This is a genomic window from Streptomyces sp. NPDC055013 (assembly GCF_053608645.1).
In genome coordinates, this window is sequence record NZ_JBSGVW010000001.1 from 306706 (window position 1) to 326535 (window position 19830).

General features: G+C 70.7%; 17 protein-coding genes. 12 read left to right on the forward strand and 5 right to left on the reverse strand.

Annotation, left to right across the window (positions count from 1 at the left end; genetic code table 11):
* Positions 1-9 precede the first annotated feature (9 nt).
* Positions 10-975 carry a carbohydrate ABC transporter permease gene (locus ACWGDB_RS01330; protein WP_383601723.1) on the reverse strand — a complete coding sequence of 322 codons (966 nt, stop codon included), beginning with the start codon at positions 973-975 and terminating at the stop codon, positions 10-12.
* Between the two features lie 192 nt (positions 976-1167).
* On the opposite strand from ACWGDB_RS01330, the gene ACWGDB_RS01335 reads away from it, so the two are divergent.
* The 3 genes from ACWGDB_RS01335 to ACWGDB_RS01345 all read left to right on the forward strand — a co-directional run bounded on the left by ACWGDB_RS01335 (position 1168) and on the right by ACWGDB_RS01345 (position 3575).
* Complete coding sequence (locus tag ACWGDB_RS01335; RefSeq protein WP_453820489.1) at positions 1168-2328, forward strand: ROK family transcriptional regulator; 1161 nt, start codon at positions 1168-1170, stop codon at positions 2326-2328.
* 101 nt (positions 2329-2429) lie between these two features.
* Positions 2430-2615: a hypothetical protein gene (locus ACWGDB_RS01340; RefSeq protein WP_369275248.1), complete on the forward strand. Its 186-nt coding sequence runs from the start codon at positions 2430-2432 to the stop codon at positions 2613-2615.
* 270 nt (positions 2616-2885) lie between these two features.
* Positions 2886-3575 carry a multidrug DMT transporter permease gene (locus ACWGDB_RS01345; protein WP_453820490.1) on the forward strand — a complete coding sequence of 230 codons (690 nt, stop codon included), beginning with the start codon at positions 2886-2888 and terminating at the stop codon, positions 3573-3575.
* 8 nt (positions 3576-3583) lie between these two features.
* Here ACWGDB_RS01345 and ACWGDB_RS01350 read toward each other — a convergent pair whose 3' ends face one another.
* A complete protein-coding gene (locus ACWGDB_RS01350) occupies positions 3584-4942 on the reverse strand; it encodes a S1 family peptidase (protein ID WP_453820491.1) in 1359 nt (452 codons plus the stop codon).
* 227 nt (positions 4943-5169) lie between these two features.
* On the opposite strand from ACWGDB_RS01350, the gene ACWGDB_RS01355 reads away from it, so the two are divergent.
* Both ACWGDB_RS01355 and ACWGDB_RS01360 read left to right on the forward strand, forming a co-directional pair.
* The gene (locus tag ACWGDB_RS01355; protein WP_453820492.1) at positions 5170-6345 is read left to right on the forward strand and encodes a MalY/PatB family protein; all 1176 of its coding nucleotides are present in this window, start codon (positions 5170-5172) and stop codon (positions 6343-6345) included.
* 74 nt (positions 6346-6419) lie between these two features.
* Entirely contained in the window at positions 6420-6812 is a 393-nt protein-coding gene (locus ACWGDB_RS01360) for a PPOX class F420-dependent oxidoreductase (RefSeq protein WP_453820493.1), read from the forward strand.
* A gap of 151 nt (positions 6813-6963) precedes the next feature.
* Here ACWGDB_RS01360 and ACWGDB_RS01365 read toward each other — a convergent pair whose 3' ends face one another.
* The 3 genes from ACWGDB_RS01365 to ACWGDB_RS01375 form a co-directional block, all read right to left on the reverse strand.
* Positions 6964-9744 carry an alpha/beta hydrolase family protein gene (locus tag ACWGDB_RS01365; protein WP_453820494.1) on the reverse strand — a complete coding sequence of 927 codons (2781 nt, stop codon included), beginning with the start codon at positions 9742-9744 and terminating at the stop codon, positions 6964-6966.
* A 239-nt stretch (positions 9745-9983) separates the two neighbouring features.
* Entirely contained in the window at positions 9984-10397 is a 414-nt protein-coding gene (locus ACWGDB_RS01370; RefSeq protein WP_453820739.1) for a Zn-ribbon domain-containing OB-fold protein, read from the reverse strand.
* A gap of 193 nt (positions 10398-10590) precedes the next feature.
* Positions 10591-11268: a TetR family transcriptional regulator gene (locus ACWGDB_RS01375; protein WP_453820740.1), complete on the reverse strand. Its 678-nt coding sequence runs from the start codon at positions 11266-11268 to the stop codon at positions 10591-10593.
* Between the two features lie 336 nt (positions 11269-11604).
* Here ACWGDB_RS01375 and ACWGDB_RS01380 point away from each other — a divergent pair, with 336 nt between their 5' ends.
* From ACWGDB_RS01380 to ACWGDB_RS01410, 7 genes are all read left to right on the forward strand, one after another.
* Positions 11605-12699 (forward strand): substrate-binding domain-containing protein, encoded by a 1095-nt coding sequence (locus ACWGDB_RS01380; RefSeq protein WP_453820495.1) that lies wholly within the window; start codon positions 11605-11607, stop codon positions 12697-12699.
* 115 nt (positions 12700-12814) lie between these two features.
* Positions 12815-14155 carry an ABC transporter substrate-binding protein gene (locus ACWGDB_RS01385; RefSeq protein WP_453820496.1) on the forward strand — a complete coding sequence of 447 codons (1341 nt, stop codon included), beginning with the start codon at positions 12815-12817 and terminating at the stop codon, positions 14153-14155.
* Positions 14156-14505: 350 nt separating this feature from the next.
* Complete coding sequence (locus ACWGDB_RS01390; RefSeq protein ID WP_453820741.1) at positions 14506-15330, forward strand: carbohydrate ABC transporter permease; 825 nt, start codon at positions 14506-14508, stop codon at positions 15328-15330.
* On the forward strand, positions 15327-16256 hold the full coding sequence (locus ACWGDB_RS01395; protein ID WP_453820497.1) for a carbohydrate ABC transporter permease: 930 nt from the start codon (positions 15327-15329) through the stop codon (positions 16254-16256). Before ACWGDB_RS01390 ends, ACWGDB_RS01395 begins: the two co-directional genes overlap by 4 nt.
* Before the next feature lie 74 nt (positions 16257-16330).
* Positions 16331-17308: a hydroxyacid dehydrogenase gene (locus ACWGDB_RS01400; protein WP_453820742.1), complete on the forward strand. Its 978-nt coding sequence runs from the start codon at positions 16331-16333 to the stop codon at positions 17306-17308.
* An 83-nt stretch (positions 17309-17391) separates the two neighbouring features.
* Complete coding sequence (locus ACWGDB_RS01405; RefSeq protein ID WP_453820743.1) at positions 17392-18900, forward strand: HAD-IA family hydrolase; 1509 nt, start codon at positions 17392-17394, stop codon at positions 18898-18900.
* Between the two features lie 76 nt (positions 18901-18976).
* The gene (locus ACWGDB_RS01410; RefSeq protein WP_453820498.1) at positions 18977-19819 is read left to right on the forward strand and encodes a hypothetical protein; all 843 of its coding nucleotides are present in this window, start codon (positions 18977-18979) and stop codon (positions 19817-19819) included.
* Positions 19820-19830 lie beyond the last annotated feature (11 nt).

The following is a 19830-nucleotide window of genomic DNA, read 5'->3' on the forward strand; positions in this document are numbered from 1 at the left end:
TCCCTTCCCTCAGCCGAGGTCGCTCTGGCCGGCCCGGGTGAGCCGGTACTGCAGGACGGTGATCGCGCTCAGCACGACCAGCAGGGCCACCGACATCGCCGAGGCGTACCCGAACTGGAAGCGGCCGAAGGCGGCGCCGTAGATGTAGTACTGCAGGACGTTCGTGGCGTTCGCCGGTCCGCCCGCGGTCGTCACGGCGACCGTGTCGAACACCTGGAACGAACCGATCACCGTCATGATCAGAACGACCGCCAGGACCGGTCGCAGCAGCGGCATCGTGATCCGCCAGAACATGCGCCACTCGCTCGCGCCGTCGACCTTCGCGGCCTCGTACATGTCATTGGGGATCGCCATCAGGCCCGCGAACAGCAGCAGTGCGGTGTACCCGACGTGCCGCCACACGTTGATCAGGGCGATCGTCGGGATCGCCCAGGTCTCGTCCGCCAGGAACGGGATGCGGTCGGCGCCGATCCCCGCGATGATCTCGTTGCCGATGCCCAGCTGGGTGTCCAGCATCCAGAGCCAGACGATGCCCGCCACGACGTTCGACATCAGATACGGCGTGAGTACGACCCCGCGCAAGACCGCCGACTGGGTCAGCCGCTGCAGCAGCACGGCGATGGCGAGTGCCGACACCGTCTGGACGCCGATGTTGATGACCACGTACTCGACGGTGACCGCGAGCGACTCCCAGAAGATCGGGTCGTGGACCATTCGCACGTAGTTGTCCAGGCCCACCCACTCCGCCGGCGTGAGCAGGTTGAAGCGGGTGAAGCTCAGGTAGATGCCGCGCAGCGTCGGCCAGAGCAGGAAGACCAGGAAACCCAGCATCGCCGGGGCGATGAACACCGCGGCGAGCCGCCCGTCCCCCTCGTTCTCGCGGGAGCGCGCCCGCCGCGTCCTCGACTTGGTCCCTGCTCCCTCGGCGCCACCCAGCGGCAGGCGCGAAGGTGGGCTGCTGGAGGCGATGGTCATCAGGAGACTCCCTCGTCTGCGGCTCGTCCTCGGCGCCACTTACTTTTGTCGCGGAAGAATTCAGCCGTCAAGGGGTACGCAAACATCTTCTTCAAGCCGGGTCAACCGCTCTAGAATGGCCTGGTTGGTTTTGCAGAGAAAAAAATCAGAGAGTAAAAATCAGAAACAAGATCATGTGGGAGCCTGACGACCATGACCCCAGTAGCCGCCAGCTGGCCCCCTCTCAGTCCCGGTGAACGCTCGGTCGCGATCGAGGTGCTCGTCGGCGGGCCCCTGTCGCGCACCGAACTCGCCCGGCGACTCGACCTGTCCGCGGGCAGCCTCACCCGGCTCACCAAACCGCTGATCGAGTCGGGCCTCCTCGTCGAGGTGCCCGAGGCGGGCGGCCCCGCGGAGGTGCGTCAGGGGCGCCCGTCGCAGCCGCTGGACGTCGTCGCCGAATCCCTCTCCTTTCTCGGCTTCAAGATCACCGATGACATGGTCTACGGCGTCCTGACCACCCTCAGGAGCGAGATCGTCGCCCGTTACGACCGCCCCCTGGTCACCCGTGAACCGGCCGCGGTGGTGAACCTGCTGGGGGAGATGACCGACGCGCTGGCCGGCGACCACCCACGGCTCGCCGGCATCGGCATCGGCGTGGGCGGCTTCGTCGAGGACCGGGCCGTGGTCGGGGAGTCACCGTTCCTTGACTGGCGTGGCGTGCCGCTCGCCGAACTGGTCGGGGAGCGCACGGGGCTGCCGGTCGTCGTGGAGAACGACGTCGCCGCCCTCGTCGAGGCGGAGACGTGGTTCGGCGCCGGCCGGGGCCTCGACCGTTTCGTCGTCCTCACCATCGGCGCCGGCATCGGCTACGGGCTGGTCCTCGGCGGCAAGCGGGTGCCCTATGCCGAGGAGGACCGCGGCTTCGGCCGCCACTGGATCGTCCATCCCAACGGTCCGCTGACCCCCGAGGGGGCGCGCGGCAGCGCTGTCTCCCTGCTGACCATCCCCAGCATCCGCTACCAGGTCCAGGCCGCCACCGGCCGCGACCGCACCTACGAGGAGATCCTGGTCGGTGCCGCGGCGGGCGAGCCGATGCCCGCCCGGGTCATCGAGGAGGCTGCCCGCGCCCTGGGCACCCTGGTCGCACAGATCGCCAACTTCGTGCTGCCGCAGAAGATCCTTCTCGCCGGAGAGGGGGTGGGCCTCATGGACGTCGCCGGCAAGACCGTGACGGAGACCATCCGTGCCCAGCGGCATCCGCTGGCCGCGCCGATCGACCTCGAGACCAAGGTGTCCGATTTTCACGACTGGGCCCGTGGCGCCGCCGTTCTGGCGATCCAGGTGCTGGTGCTGGGGGCGACGGAAGCCTGAACTCCGCGATCTGCGGGGACAGATGGACGTGATCAGCAACACTGTCCGTTTTGTCTGTGTTTGTACGTTCTCACTCACATGGCCTTCACCTTCGGCGCCGTATGCTTCACAGCATGTCCACCACTGTTGAAATCGCCTCCGATCGATCGGCTGACGAGGTCAACGAGGAGATCCGGGCGCTGTGGCGCCGGTCGGGCGGGACACTGAGCGTCGAGCAGCGCGAGGAATACCAACGCCTCGTCCTGGAGTGGGCCGCAGCGGCCCTGCAGCCGGTGAAGGCGGCCTGAACACTCGCCTCGGCGCAGGCCCGAGCATCCTCCTCGGCCCGTCTCGCCACGCATCGGAACACCCCGCGCGGGCACCCCTGATCCACTGGGTGCCCTTCTCGCACTGACCTCGGCCGTCTGTTACGGCATCGTCGACTTCGCCGGCGCATGCTCTCCCGGCGCGCACACTTCGCCGCCATCACCCTGATCGGCCGGTTCGGCGGTCTGCTCCTCGCCACCACGGCCGCACTCCTCGTCCCCCGCCGGTGACGTGATCTTCACGGATCCGGCGTGGGGCGCCCTGTCCTGTCCGGCGTCGGCAGCGCGGCGGCGATGCACTTCCTCGACCGCGGCCTGAGCCGGGGCGCCATGAACACCGTCGTCCCCGTGAGCGCCGTCACCTCCGTCGTGTTGTCCGTCCTGTGCGGGTGCTGCTGCTCGGCGACCGGGCAGCAGCACCCGCACGGACCGGCTTCCTCGTCACCGTGCCCGCGCTCCGGCTCGTCGGGGACGACGGCGGGGGCCGGCGGCAAGGCGGCCGCGCGCGGCCGGGCACAGAAACGGCCGGCGGAGTGTCGACCGGCGCTGCGGTGCACAACACCCCGGGCCCGGAGGGCCGGGGAGCCGCCGGCCCGGCACAAGGGCCGCCGGCCGTGTGACCGACGGACTGCTCGCCAGTGCCGCGTCGCCGCCGTACTCGTGCTGCTGCCGGTGGATTCCGGCTCGGCCGCGAGCTGCTGTTGCCGAGCCGGAAGTTCGGCGCGACGCCGCTGGTCGGGCGCCGGAGCGGCACTCGGGCTCGTCCTCTACCTGCTCGCCGCCCAGCGGCAGTTGCCGGCCATCGCCGTGGTCCCCGCCTCGCTCTACCCGGCGTTGTCCGGCGTCCTCGGGTTCGCGCTCCTGCGCGAGCCCCTCACCGCACGGCGCGTGATCGGGCTGGCCGGCGCGGCGGTGGCAACCGTGCTGCTCACCCTCGGGTGACGGGACCCTCACCCCCAGGTCGCCGAGTAGTACCGCTGGTACGCCTTGCGGTCCTGCTCGGCGCGGATGAACCGGGTCGCCGCCAGGGCGACCAGACTGCCCGCGATGACCAGCAGACCGGGACCGACGTTCTTCGGGTCCGCGAGCCGGGACAGCAGTGTCACGGCGGCCTCGCCGGCCACCGGCGCCGACGAACCGGGCGACGCGTCACCCGGCGCGCCCGCGTCCTGCGACGGGGCAGGCGCGGCGCCCTGGCCGGAGCCGTTCTGCGCGGCCACGATGAGCTTCATGTCGAGCGCGGCCAGCGCCTTGGTCACCGGCTGGAAGAACGTCGTGCCGCCCGCGTTGCAGTCGCCGCTGCCACCCGACGTCACACCCAGCGCGACCCCTTCGGAGAACATCGGACCACCACTGTCACCGGGTTCGGCGCACACATTCGTCTCGATCAGCCCCGTGACCGTGCCCTCGGGGTAGTTGACCGTGGCGTTGAGCGCCGTCACCTCGCCGTCACGCAGCCCGCTCGTGCTGCCACTTCGGAACACCTTCTGGCCGACGGCCGGATCGGCCACGCCGGTGATCCGCACCCCCTTGCCCTTGCCGATGGACACGACGTCGGCCCCGGCACCGGCATCCCCGTTCGCGTACTGGACCAGCGAGAAGTCGCCGCCGGGAAAGCTCTGCTGGATCGTCTGCCCGATCTGCTGCCGACCCCGGTTGTCGGAGAACCACACCGACCCGTTCGGACCGCAGTGCCCGGCGGTGAGGATGAAGTCGCGCCGACCGTCGGTGACGTTGAAGCCGGCCGAACAGCGCCCGGCGGTCGACAACAGCGGCAGCGCGCCGTTGAGGCGCGTCGTGAACGTGCCCTCGGTGCGCTCCATACGGACGAAGCCGCCCATGTCCGCCGCGAGGTCCGTCATCCGGGACCAGTCGGCCGCGGTGACGGTGCTGTCGCCCCGTACGACCACCTCGTTGGAGCGGTAGTCCATGACCCACGCCGTACCGGCCACCCGGGGCGCCGAACGCAGCGTCGACGTCGCCGACTTCATCTCGTCCATGCTGTGGTCGACCATCTTCGCCTCGGCGCCCGCCTTGCGTACCTCGGCGGCCGCGCCCTCGTCGGTGACCGCGACGACGGCCTTCCCGTCGGCACCGATCCAGCTGCCCGCCGTACGGGACGTGCCCAGACGTGAGACCAGCTCGCTGCCGGAGTCACCGGCCGACGCGGCGTAGGTACGCGGGACGGCCGAGGCGTCCGGAGGTTCGCTCGCCACGGCGCGTGTGACCATTGTTCCTCCGAGGAGGAGTCCGCCGACCGCCGCCAGCCGTGTCACTCGCCGGACGAGACGTCGTCGTGCGTGCCTCATGCGTGGCTCCCGAACCAGTACAGCGCGGCGTCAACGCCGCGGGGCCCTCCCGTGGTTGAGCACCCTCACTCCATACGCGGCCCGGTACGCGCGTGTTCACCGCACGACTGATCGTTCTTGCGCCGACGCCCCGACCAGCAGCGGATTCAGGAATTCACCGACCGTCACCCGGCCACTGCCCGTCCCCATCGTTCCCGGCCGGCGCACATCCCCCTATCTTGAGCCTCATGACCAGGATCCCGCACGAAACGACCGGTGAACCGAATCCGCTTCGCGCACTGAGTCTCGACCGGCTCCGATGTCGTACAAGCATGAAGTGGCGCGCCTACCCCGAGGACGTCCTGCCCCTGTGGGTGGCCGAGATGGACGTACCGCTGGCCGAGCCCATCATGCGCGCGCTCGCCGACGCCCTCGCGCTCGGCGACACCGGATATCCCGCGGGCACCGGCTACGCCGAGGCGCTCGCCGGTTTCGCGGAGAAGCGGTGGGGCTGGGAACCGGCCGTGGAGCGAACGGCGATCGTGCCCGACGTGATGCTCGGGGTGGTCGAAATGCTCAAACTGGTCACCGGACCGGGCGATCCGGTCGTGGTGAACTCACCCGTGTACCCGCCGTTCTACATGTTCGTCGAGCACATGGATCGCCAGGTGATCGAGGCCCCGCTCGGCGCCGACCTGCGTATCGACCTCGACACCCTCGACGAGACCTTCCGGCGGGCGACCACGGACGGCCGACGCGCCGCCTTCCTGCTGTGCAGCCCCCACAACCCGACCGGCACCGTGCACACCGCCGACGAGCTGGCCGCCGTGGCCGCACTCGCCGACCGCCACGGCGTGCGTGTCGTCGCCGACGAGATCCACGCCCCGCTCACCGCGGGCGGCGTCGACTTCGTGCCGTATCTGCGCGTCCCCGGCGCCGAGAACGGGCTGTCGCTGATGTCCGCGTCCAAGGCGTGGAACCTGGCCGGACTCAAGGCGGCCCTCGCCATCGCCGGACCCGCGGCCACCGCCGACCTGGCCCTGCTGCCGGAAGAGGTCAGCCACGGTCCCAGCCACCTCGGCATCATCGCCCACAGCGCCGCCCTGCGTGACGGCACCGACTGGCTCGACGCCCTGCTGACGGGCCTCGACGACAACCGGCGCCTGCTCGTGGACCTCCTGACCGAGCACCTCCCCGCGATCACCCACCGCCCGGGCGAAGCCACCTACCTCGCCTGGCTCGACTGCCGCGCCCTCGGCCTGGGCGACGACCCGGCGGACGTCTTCCTGCGGCGCGGCCGGGTCGCGCTCACCTCCGGCATCCCCTTCGGCACCGGCGGAACGGGCCACGTACGGCTGAACCTGGCGACATCACCCGAGCTGATCACGGAGGGCGTACGGCGCATGGCGGCCGCCCTCGGCTGAGCCGCACGGTGGGGGCGCCCCGACCGGCGTCCCCACCTGCGCCGCCCGCACCCGCCCTGCCTACACTTCCGGCCATGGACGATACGTCGCTCGAGACGCTCGGCACGGGCCAGTACCTGCTCATCACCAGCTACCGCAAGAACGGCACCGGTGTCGCCACGCCGGTCTGGGTGGTCCGCGACGGAGACGCCCTGGGCGTCTGGACCGTGGCCGACTCGTGGAAGGTCAAGCGCATCCGCGCGAGGGCCGACGTCCTCGTCGGCCCCTGCGACCTGCGCGGCAGGCCGACCGGCGACCAGGTCCCCGCCACCGCCGAGATCTGCGACGAGGCCACCAGCGCCCGCTACCGCCGGCTCATCGCCCGCAAGTACGGCATCACCGGCCGCCTCACCCTCTTCGGCAGCCGACTGCGCCGAGGCGTGAAGGGCACCGTCGGCATTCGCGTGACGCTGACGCCGGCCGGCTGATCGCCGGTGGTGGCGCGCCCAGCGGGTGGCAGCAGCGCTTCGGGACGCACACCATGTTGAGCGGCTGAATCGCCGTACGCGCCCCAGCGGGCGGGCATCCGGAAGCCCGCCCGCGAGATGCGTCGCCCTCAAGGGCGTCAGCTGCGTCGCGTCAGGACGCGTCCACCACCGTGCCCTTCACCACCGGCGCACCGGGTACCGGTTCGCCCTCGTCGTCGGCCAACCGGAAGCGCACGGACTCAGCCTGTTCGGCCACCCTGTCCTTCACCGTGGGCACCGTCAGCTCCGTGCTCGTGGCGCCCGCCGGGACGGACACCCACAATCCGAGGTCGTCCACCTCGGACAGCGGGCGCTCCGGATTTGGCGAGGCACCGGACGTCCCCTCGAGCCACTCGGGATCGACGTCCTTGGTGGACAGCGCCGCACCGTCGAGGACCGGCACCAGGGCGAACACGCCGCCCACCTCCACATCGGCCACTGCGGAGAGAGTCACCCGCCACTTCAACGGCTTCCCCTCGGTCACCCGGTCCGCGACCGGCTTCACCCCGATCGTGGGCAACGGGTCGTCGTTCTCCGCGGTCACCCCGCCCAGGTGCGAACCGACTACGGCCATGCGGACCGCCTTGACGAAGACGTTGTGCGGGAGGTCGTAGCCGTAGCGGGTGTTGCCGCGGACCTTCACCGGTACGTCGATGTCCTGCGCACCGGGCCGCACCGTCACCAGCCGGTCCGTGGACTTGCCCGTGACCGGGTCGGCGACGAACAGCCGTACCTGCCCGCTGCCGCGCCCCGACACCTGCACCGGTACGGAGTACGACCGCTCGCCCGAGTTCCCTTCCTTGACGGTCAGCCGTCCGACGTCGACCCGGGGCAACGCAGCCTCCCGCACTTCCGGCGTCCCCGGCTGCCAACCCCAGGCGTCCATCAGCCAGGCCCGCCCGGACCGCGTACGCGGCGTCAGCTCCAGTGACTTGACGTGCCGCAGGTCGAGCGCCGCCGCGTCATCGGCGCCGATCGGCACCCGTACCTCGCGCGCCCAGTACGACGCCGTCCGGTCCGACCCCGGCAGCCCGTCGACCTTGACCCGGCCGAGGGTCCGGTGCCGGCCGGCCTTGTCGGTGACCGAGACGTCCAGCTGTGTCCCGGTGGTGTTCGGCGGCACGATCACGCGCAGCGCCAACGCCTTTGCACCCGTCAGGGACAGCGGCCGCTCGGGACGTACCCGCACGGCCGACCCCGCCGCGGACCAGCGCAGCGCGGCCGCGCTGCGGCCGGGCTCGCGGTCGGTCTCCCACCGCGCGAAGTGCGGGGAGCCGCCGGCCGTCTCCGACGACAGGCACGCGGTGGCCGCCGTGGGATGCACGGCCGAGCACAGCCGGCCGCCTCCTCCGCTCACCGTGACCTTGCCGTCCGGCAGGAATCCCGCGCCGCGCCGCGCGCCCACCGCATGGGTGAGGACGTGCGCGGGGCCGGCGGAGGGTGCGCGGCGGCCCGAGCCGTCGAGCAGCGGGCGGACCCGGTCGTCCTTGGCGACGAACAGCCGCGCCGCCGCGGCGATGTAGGTGGCGCCCGCCTTGTGCTGCTGGTCGGCCGTCAGCCGGGTGCGGGTGCCGGGGGCGCAGACCGGGTCGGGCTGCTCCTGGTCGCTCCAGAAGTCGTCGTCGGCGGGCGCCTCGGCCTGGCCCGGCGTCCACTCGCTGTTGAAGTAGTTGTGGTTGGCGCCCACCATGTACACCGCGCTGTGCAGCGCGGTACCGCGGCTGACCCGGCGGGTACCGTCGACGTACACCTCGCCCTGCAGGTCGGAGACGTCCCCGTCACAGCCCGGCAGGATCGTCATCGACGGTACGTCCGGGACCGGGTTCTGGCCGAAGATCGTCGGTCCGATGAGCACGGTGCCGCGGATGTGCCAGCGCACCGGTCCGCGATAGCCGTCCTGGTTCGCGGGCGGCGGGTAAAGGCTGTCCATCGCCGCCCGGTTGACGCCCTCACCGCCCCGCGAGTGCCCGACGAGCAGGACACGTGACAGATCGGTCCTGGGCGTCTGCCGTACGGCCGCGGGGGCCGAGGCCGGGTGGGCGGACCAGTCGGCCCAGCGGGCGAGATGCTGCCGTACGAGCGAGGAACGGGCCTGCGCGCCGCCGTCCTCGGAGCTCCAGTCCTGGCCGTTGATGCCGTTGGCGGAGATCGACACGGTCACATAGCCCTGGGAGGCCAGGAGCCGCTGGTCGCGCAGATAGCCCCGGTGACTCGGCACCGGCTCGGCGCCGGCGGCGCAGGGCCAGTCGCCGCTGATGTCGCCCTGCGGTGTGTAGCAGGTGGAGTGGCGGCCGTGCAGGAACAGGGCGAGCGGACGGCGGCCGTCGGCACCCTTGGGCGCCACCACCACGGCCCGCATCTCGACCGGCTCGGCATATCCGGGAAGCCGGACCGGGTCGAGGTCGTACTCACCCGTGACGGTCCGGTACGCGCCCGGTTTGCCGGGGTCGACCTGGTTCACCGGCAGTCGCGGCGGGACGGTCACCGCCGCGCGGGCGTTGCCGGCGGTCGGGTCGGGCGCGTCCAAACGGCGGCCCGCGGCCCGTACTTCGAGGTCCTGCACGGAGTCCAGCCGGACCCCGTCGAGGCCGAGCCGGAACGTACGCCCGTCCCTCGCCGGCGCCGGACGGCCGAGCAGTCGGTCACCGGCGTAGAACTCGACCCGGGCGTCGCCCATCGGCACCCGGTCGTCGGACCGCCACACCAGCTTGCGCGCGGACCCGTCACCGGTGATGGTCCAGTCGTCCGGCAGGCCCTCACCACCGGCGGCGTCGGTCGAGTTCGCCGACGGCCTTGCCTCGGACGCCGGTTGGGCCTGAGCCCACCCTGGCGACGACCCCGCCATCGTGAGCACCGTCAACGCGGTGACCCATATTCGCCGGGCACGAATCACGTGCCCCTCCTTCCGTTCGCACCGGGACGGCCCCGGGCCCCTCACCTGGGAAGGACGGAAGGTGGTTCTTGTGCGTTGCCTGTGGCGGCAGAGAAGAGCGCTTGCCTCAGCGGCGAACTAGGTTGGGCACAGCGGGAGATGACAGCGCGAGCGACGGGTCGCATGCGCGGTGGGGCGGGCGAGGAGAACCGTCGGCAGCCCCCGGGCCGGCCCCGGTGCGCGGGAGTCGGGGGAGCGGGTCAGGTCCAGGCGCGGTAGGGCTCGTCGATCAGCTGGAACACCGGCTCGCTGCGGACCGGGTCCTTCGCCGTGGACAACCGCACCCGGTCCCCGCTGTGAATGCCGATCGGCGGGCCGATGACCCGGCCACGCACGACGAACCCCTCGGCCATCTCTATGAGGGACACATTGCGCGCCGCGGGGGTGTTGCGGTGGACCACCGTGGAATGCCGGACGGTCCCCACCCCCTCGCTGCGCTCGGTCCGCAGGTCACTGCCCTGGCAGACCGGACACAGCAGCCGGTGGTACATCGCGGTACCGCACCAGGTGCAGCGCTGGAAGACGATGGCGTCCCTGTCGGGGGCCGCGGGGTCGAGTACGCCGGCACCGGAACCGACGGTCTGGCGAGCAACGCTTCCTGAGTGGTGGTACACGCTGGTCAACTCCCTGCGCTCGGCCGGAATCCCACGTGCGCGGGTCACCCGAGCACGCACATGCCCGGTTCACCGTGCCACCGTGCACGGCCTCAGCGTATGGCACTCAGTGCCACCCGTAAAGGCACTGCGTACCCTGAATTATGTGAAGGGGTCGAGCGCGCGGATCATGTGGCCGGGCCGAGCTTGCAGATCATGTGCCAGGGCCGAGCGCCGTCTCGATCTCCTGGACGACCCGCCACAGCGGCGCACCGCGTCGGGACACCACGACCACCACGTCCTCGGCCTGTTCGTCGCCGTCCGGGCGCGGGGCGGGACCGGTGCCGAAGGCCGACTGCACATATCCCAGCGCGTGGTCCACCTCGGCGCTCGCGTCGCCCTGGCCGGCGGAGCGCAGCCAGGACCGCAGCGCGTTGTTGTGGGCCGCGACCACGGCGGCGGCGATCACGTCGGCCTGGAGCCACCCGTCACGCCGGCCGGCGAAACGCCCACGCAGGTACTCGGCCAGCTGCCGCTCGTAACGCCACACCACGGACAACTCGTACGCCCGCAGTCCGGGCACCCTTTTGGTGAGGCGGTAGCGCTGCACCGAGAAGGTGGGGTTCTCCGCGTACATGCGCAGTACCAGCCGGGCCGCGTCGCACACCCGGCGCACCGGCTCGTGCTCGTCGCCGCTCGCCGCGAGGAAGGCCGTCATGTCGGTCAGGCACCGCTCGTGGTCGGGGAAGACCACGTCCTCCTTGGACGGGAAGTAGCGGAAGAACGACCGCCGCCCGACGCCCGCGAGCGTCACGATGTCGTCGACGGTCGTCTGCTCGTAGCCCCGCTCCAGGAACAGCTGGAAGGCCGCCGCGACGAGGGCGTCCCGCATGGGGGGCTTGGCGGCCGTGGCCTGCGCCTTCCCACCCTTGTCCGCCCTCTCGGCCTTCTCGCCACGGCCGGATGCCGCACTGCTGGAGCTCATGGACGGGAACGTAGCACCTGAGCTGGGTTGATGGCACTCAGTGCAGTGGCGTGGGGGAACTGGGTGCTGTCCGCGGGCGTTGCCCCGATGGGATGGGGGCAGCCGTCCAGCCAGGGCCAATGCGGTGGGATGATCGTATTGATCGGAAATGATCGATACGATTGTGGGCGTAGAGTGAGCGCTTCGGGATCACGCTCCGCGTGGCCCGCGGGATCGTTCGACCGCCTTGCCCCAGGGGGAACCATGCGACTGCACGTCGACCAGCGCCACGAGCGGGTGCTCGAACTCGTCCGGGAGCGGGGCAGCCTCCGCGTCGCCGAACTCGCCGCCGAACTCGGCGTCTCCGCCGTCACCCTGCGGCGCGACGTCGAAGCGCTCGCGGCGCAGGGCCGGGTGCAGCGGCTGCACGGCGCGGTCGTATGGCCGGGGGACACGACCGCCGAGGTGCGCGAACGGCCGGCGGGTGCCGAGGGTGCGGTGATCGGAATGATCGTCCCGACCACGAACTACATCTTCGCCGACATCGTGCGCGGCGCCCGGGAGGCGGTCGCGGCCCAGGGCGGCCGGCTCGTGCTGGGAGTGTCCGGCTATGTCGACACCGAGGACTCGGTGCAGGCCGACCACCTGCTCTCGGGCGGCGCGGAGGGACTGCTCGTCGCGCCCAGCTGGTTCGGCGGCGTGCCCGAGAACGGTCAGGAGAAGTGGCTGCTGGAGCACGACGTCCCCGCCGTCCTGGTCGAACGCCTGGCCCAGCCCGGAAACCCCGCCGCCGTGCTCGACCGGGTGCGCACGGACCGGGCCCACGGCGCCGCGGTCGCCGTCGGTCACTTCGCGAGCCTCGGCCACCGCAGGATCACCGCCGTGCTGCAGGAGGGTCCGCACGCCAACCAGATCACCGCCGGCTACCGGGCTGCCGTGCAGGCCCTGGGGCTCGACGTGGACAAGACCGCCGCCCCGACCGTGCGGGAACACGGGGACTACGAGGCGAGCGTCGACTATCTCGTCGAAGCGGTGAAGAAGCGTGGCGTCACCGCCGCGCTGGTGCACAGCGACGAGGACGCGATCGTGCTGGTGCCACGGCTCCAGGGGTGCGGCATCCGGGTCCCCGACGACCTGGCGCTGATCGCGTACGAGGACGAGGTCGCCGGGCTCTCCGACGTGCCGCTCACCGCGGTCGCGCCGCCCACGCGCTCCGTGGGGGAACTCGCCGCCAAGCTGCTGCTGGAACGCCTGGCCGAGCGCCGGAGCGGGCGGCAGCCGGGGCCGCGTCAACACCTGGATTTGCTCCCGGAGTTGAGGGTCCGCTCATCCTGCGGCGGCGAATCGATCGCCCAATGAGCGAACTGCGATCGTTTTGATTGTTTCGCGCGAACGCTCTTGACTCTGATCGTGTGTGCACAAAAGATGTCCTGCGACCGCCTCTGCCCGTACGAGGTCTCGTAGGAGACGTGCCATGACACGCACTTCACGTTCGCCCCGCACCACGCGTTCGTTCCGCACGACCGCCGCTCTCGCCGCCGTCACCGCGCTCGGCCTGCTCGCCACCGCCTGCGGCGGCAGCGGCGATGGCGACGGTGACCCGGCCGGTAGCGAGGCGGGCGCAAAGCCCGTCACGCTCACCTACTGGACCTGGACACTCGGGGCCAAGTCGACCGTGGAGGCGTTCAACAGAACGCACAAGGACATCAAGGTCGAGTTCACCGAGATACCGAGCGGCACCGAGGGCTACAGCAAGCTCGTCAACTCGGTAAAGGCCGGCAACGCACCCGATGTGGCCACGATCGAGTACCAGATGGTCCCCGAGTTCGCCAGCCAGGGCAATCTGATCGATTTGACCGAGCACGCCGGTGAAACGGTCAAGACGAAATTCCCACAATCCATCCAGGACCTGGTGACCTTCGGCGGCAAGACCTGGACCGTGCCCTACGACGCCGCGCCGCAGCTGTACTACTACCGCACCGACCTGTTCAAGAAGTACGGCATCGAAGTCCCCAAGACCTGGGACGAGTTCAAGACGGCCGCCGAGAAGGTCAAGAAGAAGGACAAGAACGCACGGCTCGCCTCCATGCCGAAAAGCGACCCCGCGCTGCTGGCCGCACTGGCCTGGCAGGCGGGCGGGAAGTGGTTCGACACGAAGGGCGACGCCTGGAAGCCCGCCGTCGACGACACGGCGAGCAACAAGGTCGCCGCCTACTGGGACGGCTTGATCAAGGACGACCTCGTGCAGTCCTTCACCGCCTACAGCCCCGAGGAGACCAAGGCCCGCACCTCCGGCAAGACCCTCTCCTTCCTCGGCGCCTCCTGGTCCGCGGGCGGCATGCAGACCGCCATGCCCGACCAGAAGGGCAAGTGGGCCGCCGCGCCCATGCCCAACTGGGGCACCGCCGCCAGCGGCAACTACGGCGGCACCTCCTACGGCGTCCTCAAGGGCAGTGAACACGCCGACGCCGCCGCCGAGTTCATCGCCTGGCTCACCACGAACAAGGCCGGCGTCGAAGCCCGGCTCGCCGACCTCGAGTCACCCAGCAGCGCCCTGCCGGCCAACCCCGAGATGCGCGAAGTGGCCGCCGCCAGGTTCGACACCGCGTACCTGAACGGCCAGAACCTCTACGCCCTCGCGTCCCAGCAGGTCGACACCATCGTCCCTGGCTGGACCTGGGGGCCGAACCAGATGGACGTCTACACGGCCATCCAGGACGAGACCGCCAAGTCCGGCTTCGCACAGGGCATCGAGGCGGGGCAGCACAAGGCGGAGTCGGGCATCGCCGAACGGGGTCTGAAGCTCGCGCAGTGACGATGCGGTGCGGGGCGGCGGAGTAGTGGCGGCGGGGTTGTTTCAGTGGCGCCTCGCCGCCCAAGGAATCGGCGGCCCGCCGACCCGCGCCGCCACCCGGCCTCGCCCTCAGCCCTCGCGCCTCCTCCACCGGCCTCTCCCGCCCCACTCACCAAGGAGCCGCAGTGGCCCCACCCCTAGCCCACCCCACCAGCCGGCCGGCCAAGAGCCGCCGCATCCCGTCCCGATCCCGGACGCAGCTCCCGGCCCAGCTGCACGCCCAGTCCACGAGCACCTCGCGTCTCCTGCGCAGCCAACGGCGTACGGCCGCCCTGCTCATCACGCCGTTCTTCGTGCTGTTCGCCGTGGTCATGGTGGCGCCCATCGGCTACGCCGTGTGGATGAGCCTGTTCCAGGAGCGTTCCTCAGGGCTCGGGTTCGGCGGCACCGAGCGGGTGTTCGCCGGCTTCGGCAACTACACCAAGGCGCTGGCCGACACCGGCTTCCGCGCATCGTTCGCGCACATCGCGCTCTACTGCGCCCTCTACATCCCCGTGATGATCGGCGGCTCCCTCGCCCTGGCCCTCCTGGTCGACTCGGCCCTCGCCCGCGCCAAGCGGTTCTTTCAACTCGCCCTGTTCCTGCCGCACGCGATCCCCGGACTGATCGCTTCGATCATCTGGATCTATCTGTACACGCCGGGACTGAGCCCGGTGCTCGAATGGATCGGCGCGCTCGGTGGCTCCTGGGACTTCTACGCCAACGATCATGTGCTGGCGTCGCTGGTCAACCTGAGCGCCTGGCAGTGGATGGGCTACAACATGGTCATCTTCTACGCCGCCCTGCAGGCCGTTCCGCGCGAAGTGATCGAAGCGGCCGTCGTGGACGGTGCCGGCGCACTGCGCACCGCGCTGCAGATCAAGGTGCCGATGATCGCCTCGGCGATCGTCATGACCGTTCTGTTCACCTGTGTCGGCGCGATCCAGATCTTCACCGAGCCGAAGCTCCTCAACCAGCGCGGAGCGCCCTCGATCGACACCGAGTGGTCCCCGACCCTGTTCATCTGGAAGGCCGGATTCGTGCAGCACGACTACGGTCTGGCCGCCGCCGCGTCCCTGCTGCTGGCCGCCCTCGGCGTCGTCCTGTCCTACCTCGTCACCCGGATCGGCAACCGGTGGAAGGCGGCCACGTCATGAGCACCCTCACCCACGACACCACACCCACACCCACCGCCGAGCCCTCCGCCGCTCCCCGGCGCCCTGCGGGCACCCGCCGCCGCACCACCCCGAACACCCTGCTGTCCAAGGGCATGGTCAACGGTCTGCTGATCGTCGCCGCCGGCTACACCCTCCTGCCCGTCACCTGGCTGCTCTTCGCCGCCACCAAGAACCACCGCGACCTCTTCGCCACATCCGGGTTCGCCTTCGGCGACTTCAACCTCCTCACCAACCTGCACCAGGTGCTCACCTTCAACGACGGCATCTACCTGCGCTGGTTCGGCAACAGCATCCTCTACTCCGTCGTCGGCTCGGCAGCCTCCACATTCATCTGCGTCGCCACCGGCTACGCCTTCGACAAGTACGACTTCCGAGGCAAGGAGAAACTGTTCGGACTGGTCCTCGGTGGCGTCCTCGTCCCCACCACCGTCATCCAGCTGCCGATGTACCTGCTCGCCACCAAGGCCGGCGTCGTCAACACCTACTGGGCGCTGCTGCTGCCCGCCCTGGTCAACCCGTTCGGCGTCTACCTTGCCCGCGTCTTCTCCGAGGGCTACGTCCCGAACGAGATCCTGGAAGCGGCCCGCGTCGACGGCGTCGGCGAACTGCGCACCTTCGCCCGCATCGCCCTGCCCATGCTGGCACCCGGCTTCATGACGATCTTCCTGTTCTCGTTCACCGCCGGCTGGAACAACTTCTTCGGCGCCCTCGTGATGCTCAACGACGAGCAGCTCTACCCGGTCAACCTGGGGCTGTTCATGTGGAACAGCGTCACCCAGCAACAGCCCGAGTTCTACTCACTCGTCATCACGGGCTCGCTCGTCGCGGTCGTCCCGCTGATCGTCGCCTTCGTCTGCCTGCAGCGCTTCTGGCGTTCCGGCCTGACCGCGGGCGCGGTGAAGTGACGACGCCCTCCGCCACGCCCGCTCCGGAAGGAACCCTCCTGAACAGCCTGCGCCGACCCCACACCGTGCTGGCCATGGGAGCCGGCATCCACAGCCAACTCCTCGCCGGCAACGCCCTCGACCGCCTCGAATCCGTCGCCCGCGTCGACACCACGACCGCCGTCACCGACTTCACCACCGCCGACCTCAACCAACTCGCCCGCGCCGAAATCCTCTTCACCCACTGGGGCGCACCGTCGCTCACCGAGGACGCCCTGCACCGCATGCCCCGACTGCGCGCGGTCGTCCACGCGGCCGGCTCCGTCAAGCACCACATCACCGACGCCGTATGGCGCCACGGCATCGCCGTCTCGTCTGCCGCCTCCGCCAACGCCGTGCCCGTCGCCGAATTCACCCTCGCCGCCATCCTCTTCGCGGGCAAACGCGTCCTCGACGCCTCCCGTACCTACGCAGCCACCCGAAGCCGGCCCGACCTGTTGCCGTACTACAACGGCTACGGCAACTACCACCGCACCGTCGGCATCGTCGGCGCCTCCCGCATCGGCCGCCGGGTCCTGGACCTGCTGCGCCCGTTCGACCTCGACGTCCTCCTCCACGACCCCTACCTGGCCCCGAAGGAGGCGCACGCCCTCGGCGCCGCGCAGGTCGGCCTCGACGAACTCGTCCGGCGCAGCGACGTGGTCTCCGTCCACGCACCCCAACTGCCCGAGACACACCACATGTTCGACGCCCGCCGCATCGCCCTCCTCAAGGACGGCGCCACCCTCATCAACACCGCCCGCGGCCGCCTCGTCGACACCGACGCCCTCACCGCGCACCTGGTCACCGGCCGTATCCACGCCGTCCTCGACGTCACCGAACCCGAGGTACCGCCTGCGGACTCGCCGCTGTACTCCCTGCCCAACGTGCTGCTGACCCCGCACATCGCGGGTTCCCTCGGCAACGAACTCGGCCGGATGACCGACTGGGCCGTCGAGGAGGTCGTGCGGTACGCACAGGGGGTGCCGTTCGCGTACGAGGTCGCGCCGGACGAGCTGACCCGCTCGGCGTGAGCGAGCAGGCGAAGCCGGCCCACCCCGTCCATGCAGTCAAGCCCGTCAAGCCCGCCAACAACCAGTCAGGGAAGGGACCTTCCGTGCACCGAGCCGCGCACCGCGTCCTCGTCGTCGGCATCGACGGCGTACGCCTGGACGTACTGAACCGACTGCCCACCCCGCACCTCGATGCCCTGGCCGCGGAAGGCTTCCTCGCCCCGATCGAGGTGGACGCCGACACACCCACCATGTCCGGCCCCTGCTGGGCGACCGTCGTCACCGGCGTCACGGTCGCCAAACACGGCGTGTGGAGCAATGACTTCACCGGCAACCGCCTCGACGTCTTCCCCGACTTCGCCACCCGCCTCGCCGTCCAGGACGGCCGCCGCAGCTTCGTCGCCGCCGGCTGGCAACCCCTGATGCAGGCACACCACGGCGGGCCCCTCTTCCGCGCCCCGTCCAGAACGGCGTACATCTCCCCGACGGCCGACACGCCCGAAGCCTGGGAACACTGCGACGAGCAGATCACCGAGGCGGCGCTAAGCGTGCTGGCCGATGCCGAAGCGGCATCCGTAGGCGTAGCGGGAACCGAAGCCGCCGACGATGTCGTGGCGTCGTTCGTCTACCTCGGCGCACCCGACGAGACCGCACACTTCCTGGGCTGCGGCGAGGAGTACGAGGCCTCGATCCGCCGCGCCGACGCCCGCCTCGGCCGGCTGCTCGCAGCCGTGCGCTCCCGGCCCTCGTACGCCGACGAGCAGTGGACGTTCCTGGTCGTGACCGACCACGGCCATGTCGACGCCGGCGGCCATGGCGGCCGTACGTCCGAGGAGCGCACGGCATGGCTGGTCGCCGCCGGACCGGGCATCGGCCCGGCGCCGCGCCCGGTCCGGCATGCCGATGTCGCGGCCCAGGTGTTCGCCGCCCTCGGCCGGCACCCGGACCGGCACTGGACCCTCGACGGCCGTCCCTTCGCCGCTGCCCCGCACGCCGTGCTCCTCGACATGGACGGCACGCTCGTCGACACCGAGTCACTGTGGCTGCGCACGGTGCGCGAGGCCGTGCCCCGGATCGGCGCCGACGAGCTCTTCGACGTCCTGGGCCGTTCGGCCGGCGAGGCCGCCGCCCGCCTCCTGCCCCTGACCGGCGACAACGACGCGCAGCCCCTCGCGGCGGACCTGGAAGCCCGCTTCCTCACGGCCGTCCAGCGTGAAGCCGCCCCTCTTCCCGGCGCCCTCGCACTCCTCGATCTGCTCCAGGAGTCGGGCATCCCGACGGCGCTCGTCTCGGCATCGTCTCGGCCGGTGATGGACGCCGTACTGAAGACGCTGGGCGCCGACAGATTCCGTACGACGGTCGCGGAGGGCGAGACTCCGCGCAGCAAGCCCGCCGCCGACCCGTACCTCGCCGCCGCCCGGGCCCTGTGGGTGGACCCCGCGGCCTGTCTGGCCGTCGAGGACTCGCCCACGGGCGTCGCCGCGGCCGAGGCGGCGGGTTGCCGGGTGCTCGCGGTCCCGTCCTACGCGCCCATCGACCCCGGTCCTCGGCGCACCGTGCGGCAGGGCCTGGAGGGAATCGGGAGGGCGGAACTGTGGGCGGCCGGGCTGTGACCTCGACCGGCCCGACGTTTGTTCGGTGCCAGCCGGTCCGCTTACGATCGGCTGCCGCCGCAGCCGAGGAGCCCGCATGCCACCCGCCCGACCCCGCCTCCTGTACGTCACCGACCTGGCCTACCAGGCACGCGGGCGGCGCTACTGCGACGAGGACATCTTCCTCACCTCACGGCTGCGCGAGGACTTCGACCTCGCCCTGTGCCACCCCCGGGACGCGGCCGCGCTCATGGACGCCTTCGACGCGGTCGTCGTCCGCAACAGCGGTCCGGTGCTGGGCCACCAGGACGCGTACGACGAGTTCCGCCGGCGTGCCGTCGCCGAGGGGACGCGGGTGTACAACCCGTTGTCGGGCAAGGCGGACATGGCTGGCAAGCAGTACCTGCTCGACCTGACCGTCGCCGGGTACCCGGTCATCCCGACCGTGGACCGCCGCGAGGACCTGCACCTGCTGCCCGAGTCCGATCGGTATGTCGTCAAGCCCAAGTTCGGCGCCGACTCGATCGGACTGAGGATCGTTTCGGACCCGGTCGAAGAGGGCGTGGGTGAGGAGGCCGGCGGGACCGTCCTGATCCAGCCGTGCGTCGACTTCGCCTACGAGGTCTCCTTCTACTTCGTCGACCACGACTTCCAGTACGCCCTGTACGCGCCGCACACGGAGCGGCGCTGGCAGCTGGAGCCGTACGAGCCCACCGACGGCGACCTGGAGTTCGCCCGGCGCTTCATCGAGTGGAACGGCATCGACCACGGCATCCAGCGCGTCGACGCCTGCCGGGCGCCGGGCGGCGAACTGCTGCTGGTCGAGCTTGAGGACCTCAACCCCTATCTGTCCCTGGACGCCCTGGACGACAGGCGCAGGGACACCTTCGTCATCGCGATGAAGGCGTCCCTGCACCGTTTCCTCTCCGCGGAGGGCTGACCGGGGCCGCG